The organism is Polaromonas sp., assembly GCF_030682935.1.
In the GTDB taxonomy this organism is placed as follows: domain Bacteria; phylum Pseudomonadota; class Gammaproteobacteria; order Burkholderiales; family Burkholderiaceae_C; genus Polaromonas.
On record NZ_JAUXNA010000284.1, the window covers coordinates 1 to 4,017 of the forward strand.

At 59.7% G+C, this 4,017-nt stretch carries 3 protein-coding genes; all 3 read left to right on the forward strand.

All coding sequences use genetic code 11. The features are described from left to right. A partial coding sequence (locus tag Q8K05_RS13055; RefSeq protein ID WP_305247036.1) for a prephenate dehydrogenase occupies positions 1 to 861 on the forward strand: 861 nt, incomplete at its 5' end. A gap of 10 nt (positions 862 to 871) precedes the next feature. After that, positions 872 to 2,881 carry a bifunctional 3-phosphoshikimate 1-carboxyvinyltransferase/cytidylate kinase gene (locus Q8K05_RS13060; protein ID WP_305247037.1) on the forward strand — a complete coding sequence of 670 codons (2,010 nt, stop codon included), beginning with the start codon at positions 872 to 874 and terminating at the stop codon, positions 2,879 to 2,881. Between the two features lie 169 nt (positions 2,882 to 3,050). Next, the coding region (locus Q8K05_RS13065) for a 30S ribosomal protein S1 (protein ID WP_305247038.1) at positions 3,051 to 4,017 on the forward strand (967 nt) is incomplete at its 3' end.

Below are 4,017 nucleotides of genomic sequence, written 5' to 3' on the forward strand. Positions count from 1 at the left end.
CTCATCGGCTGCGGCCTGATGGGAGGTTCTTTTGCGTTGGCGCTCAAACGCGCCGGTCTGGTCAAGCGCGTCGTGGGCTACAGCAAGTCGCCCTCCACGACGGAGCGCGCCCGACAGATGGGCGTGATTGACGTCGAAGCGCCCTCCGCCTTGCTGGCAGTGTCGGGGGCCGACATCGTGTTGCTGGCGGTACCGGTGTCGGCGACCGAAGCCACCTTCAAGGCGATCCGGCATCTGGTGGGGCCCAATACGCTGATCATGGATGTGGGTTCGACCAAGCGCGATGTGGTGGACGCGGCGAGGCGGGTCCTGCGTGACAACGTCGGCGCTTTTGTGCCTTGCCACCCCATCACAGGCAAGGAGGTGTCTGGCGTAGAACACGCCGACGCCGACCTTTACACCGGCAAGCAGGTCATACTGACGCCAATTGAGCGGACCTTCACCGCCCAACTCAAAAAGGCCAGCGATGTCTGGACAGCGCTGGGCTGCCATGTGGTGCAAATGTCGCCTCAGGCGCACGATGCCGCTTATGCGGCGGTCAGCCACCTGCCTCACCTGATTGCTTTCGCCCTGATCAACGGTATTTCGGGCCAGGAACATGGCAAAGACTACCTGTCCCTGGCTGGGCCGGGCTTTCGCGACTTCACGCGTATTGCAGCCAGCGACCCCACCATGTGGCGTGACATCCTGATGGCCAATCGCGAAGAACTGCTGGAACAGTCAAAGATATTCAAGCAAACCCTGCAGTCCCTCGAACACCTCATTTCCAGTGGAAGCGGTGAGGCGCTGGAAGTACTGATTGAGCAAGCCAGCGAGACACGCGCCAACTGGCGTATTTCCTCCCCAAAAGCACAAAAATAAGCGGCGTTTCATGTTCGATGTTGAGTACCTGGATATTCCGCCACTGGCCAGGGCGGGCGGCACGGTCCGCCTGCCTGGCTCCAAGAGCATTTCCAACCGCGTCTTGCTGCTGGCGGCATTGAGCCACGGACAGACCACGGTGCATGCGCTGCTGGCCTCCGACGACACCGCTGTGATGCTGACTGCACTCAGGCAGCTTGGCTGCACAGTACAGCAGCAGGGGGATACGGCGGTGATTGGCGGCTTGGGAGGGCAGCTCCTTCACGGCAAGGCGGCGCTTTTCATGGGCAATGCAGGAACGGCCATACGGCCGCTGACAGCGGCCCTCGCCTTGCTGGGCGGAGAGTTTGAGCTGTCGGGCGTGCCGCGCATGCATGAGAGGCCCATCGGCGATCTGGTCGATGCACTCCGGCAACTGGGTTGTTCGATTGACTACCTCGGCCATGAAGGATTCCCACCCCTGCGTCTGCACCCACGCCTGGGCCCTTTGACGCTGGATAAACCTATTCGCGTGCGGGGCGATGTTTCCAGCCAGTTTTTAACGGCCCTCCTGATGGCGCTGCCGCTCGTGGCCAGTCGCGATATCCACATCGAGGTGGTGGGCGAGTTGATTTCACGGCCTTACATTGAAATCACGCTCAAGCTGCTTCAGCGTTTTGGTATTCAGGTTCAGCGCGAGGATTGGCAGCGCTTCACCATCCCCGCTGGCAGCCAGTACCAGTCGCCGGGTGAAATCCATGTGGAAGGTGACGCCTCATCAGCTAGCTATTTCATAGCACTTGGCGCAATAGCTGAAAGCGCCAGAGGCCAAAATGGCATAGAAATTCTGGGCGTCGGCGCCGACTCCATCCAGGGCGACATACGTTTTGTGGAGGCGGCCCGCATGATGGGCGCAGAGATCGACAGCACGGCAAATGCCCTGCGCATTACGCGCGGTCAACCGGGCAAGGGTTGGCCGCTCAAGGCTATTGACCTTGACTGCAACCACATTCCCGACGCCGCCATGACGCTGGCCGTGATGGCGCTTTACGCCGATGGCACCACCGTGCTACGCAATATCGCAAGCTGGCGTGTCAAGGAAACCGACCGCATCGCGGCGATGGCCTGCGAGTTGCGCAAGCTGGGCGCCACAGTGGAAGAAGGGCCTGATTACCTCAAAATCACCCCGCCCGCTTCATTGAAAGACTGGAAAACCGCCGCCATTCACACCTACGATGATCACCGTATGGCCATGTGTTTTTCGCTGGCAGCGTTCAACCCGGCACAACGCCCCATCAGAATTCTCGACCCCAAGTGCGTCGCCAAGACCTTCCCGGACTATTTTGAAACCTTGTTCAGCGTCGCTGAAACGGACACCGCCCGTATTCCCGTGATCTGCATTGATGGCCCGACAGCCTCCGGCAAGGGAACACTGGCAGCCCTGACCGCCCAGCGGCTCGGCTACCACTACCTCGACTCAGGCGCCCTGTACCGCTTGAGTGCGTTTGCAGCCGAGCGGGCGGGTGTCGCGCTTGACGACGCGGAGGGCGTGGCGCGGATTGCGCACGCATTGCCCGTCCGGTTTCAGGGCGACCGGATATTCCTGGATGCGGAGGATGTGTCCGACGCGATCCGCACCGAAGCCGCCGGCATGGCCGCCTCCAGAGTGTCGGTTCACCCGCAGGTTCGTGCAGCCCTTGTGCGCCTCCAGCACAGTTTCCGGCAACTGCCCGGCCTGGTGGCCGACGGCCGGGACATGGGAAGCGTCATTTTCCCGGACGCCCCGCTCAAAATTTACCTGACGGCCAGCGCATTACGCCGCGCCGAACGCCGGCATAAGCAGTTGATTCCAAAGGGAAATCCAGCTACAATGCACGTGATTTTGCAAGATTTAAAGGCCCGCGATGCCCGAGACATGTCTCGCCAAGCCGCTCCTTTGAAGCCTGCCGATCAGGCCCGCTTGCTGGACAATTCTGATCTTTCGATTGAAAAATCGGTATCTCAGGTCATTGACTGGTGGCAAGGCACCCGGCCCTTCTGACCCTAAACACCTACCCCTCTTACGGGGTATCTGGGTCACAAGGTTCATTAACGTAACCCGCGGCCTTACAACTTGTTTGACCGCAAAAACCTCACCAAACCGCCGCAAGCAGCTATAAAAACAATAGCAATTCCGCTATTGGAATCCTGTTCTGTGGATTAGGAAAATCATGTCTGAATCTTTTGCCGACCTGTTTAACGAATCACTGCAACGCTCTGAAATGCGCTCCGGTGAAGTCATCACCGCTGAAGTAGTGCGCATCGATCACAACCACGTGGTTGTGAACGCCGGACTCAAATCCGAGGCTTACATTCCCCTCGAAGAATTCAAAAACGACCAGGGCGAGCTCGAAGTCCAGGTCGGCGATTTTGTCTCCGTGGCCATCGACTCCGTCGAAAACGGCTATGGCGACACCCTGCTCAGCCGCGACAAGGCCAAGCGCCTGGCATCCTGGATGAGCCTGGAAAAAGCCCTGGAATCCGGCGAGTTCGTGACCGGCCAGACCAGCGGCAAAGTCAAGGGCGGCCTGACCGTTCTGGTCAATGGCATCCGCGCTTTCCTGCCCGGCTCGTTGATCGACACCCGCCCGATCAAGGACTTGTCTCCGTACGAGAACAAGACCATGGAATTCAAGGTCATCAAGCTCGACCGCAAGCGCAACAACGTCGTGCTGTCACGCCGCGCTGTGGTGGAAGCCAGCATGGGCGAAGAGCGCGCCAAGCTGATGGAAACCCTGAAAGAAGGCTCTGCCGTCAAGGGCGTCGTCAAGAACATCACCGAATACGGTGCCTTCGTTGACCTGGGCGGCATTGACGGCCTGCTGCACATCACCGACATGGCATGGCGCCGCGTGCGTCACCCCAGCGAAGTGGTGACGGCTGGCCAGGAAATCATCGCCAAGATCCTGAAGTTCGACACCGAGAAAAACCGCGTGTCGCTGGGTCTGAAACAGATGGGCGACGACCCATGGATGGGCGTGAACCGCCGCTACCCGCAAAGCACCCGCCTGTTCGGCAAGATCACCAACATTGCCGACTACGGCGCGTTTGTGGAACTCGAGCCAGGCATCGAAGGTCTGGTGCACGTGTCCGAAATGGACTGGACCAACAAGAACGTGGCCCCGTCCAAGCTGGTGT

What these genes read in the sequence shown, in the direction of transcription:
- Q8K05_RS13060 (WP_305247037.1), top strand. Translation starts at nt 872, where the DNA reads ATGTTCGATGTTGAGTACCTGGATATTCCGCCACTGGCCAGGGCGGGC.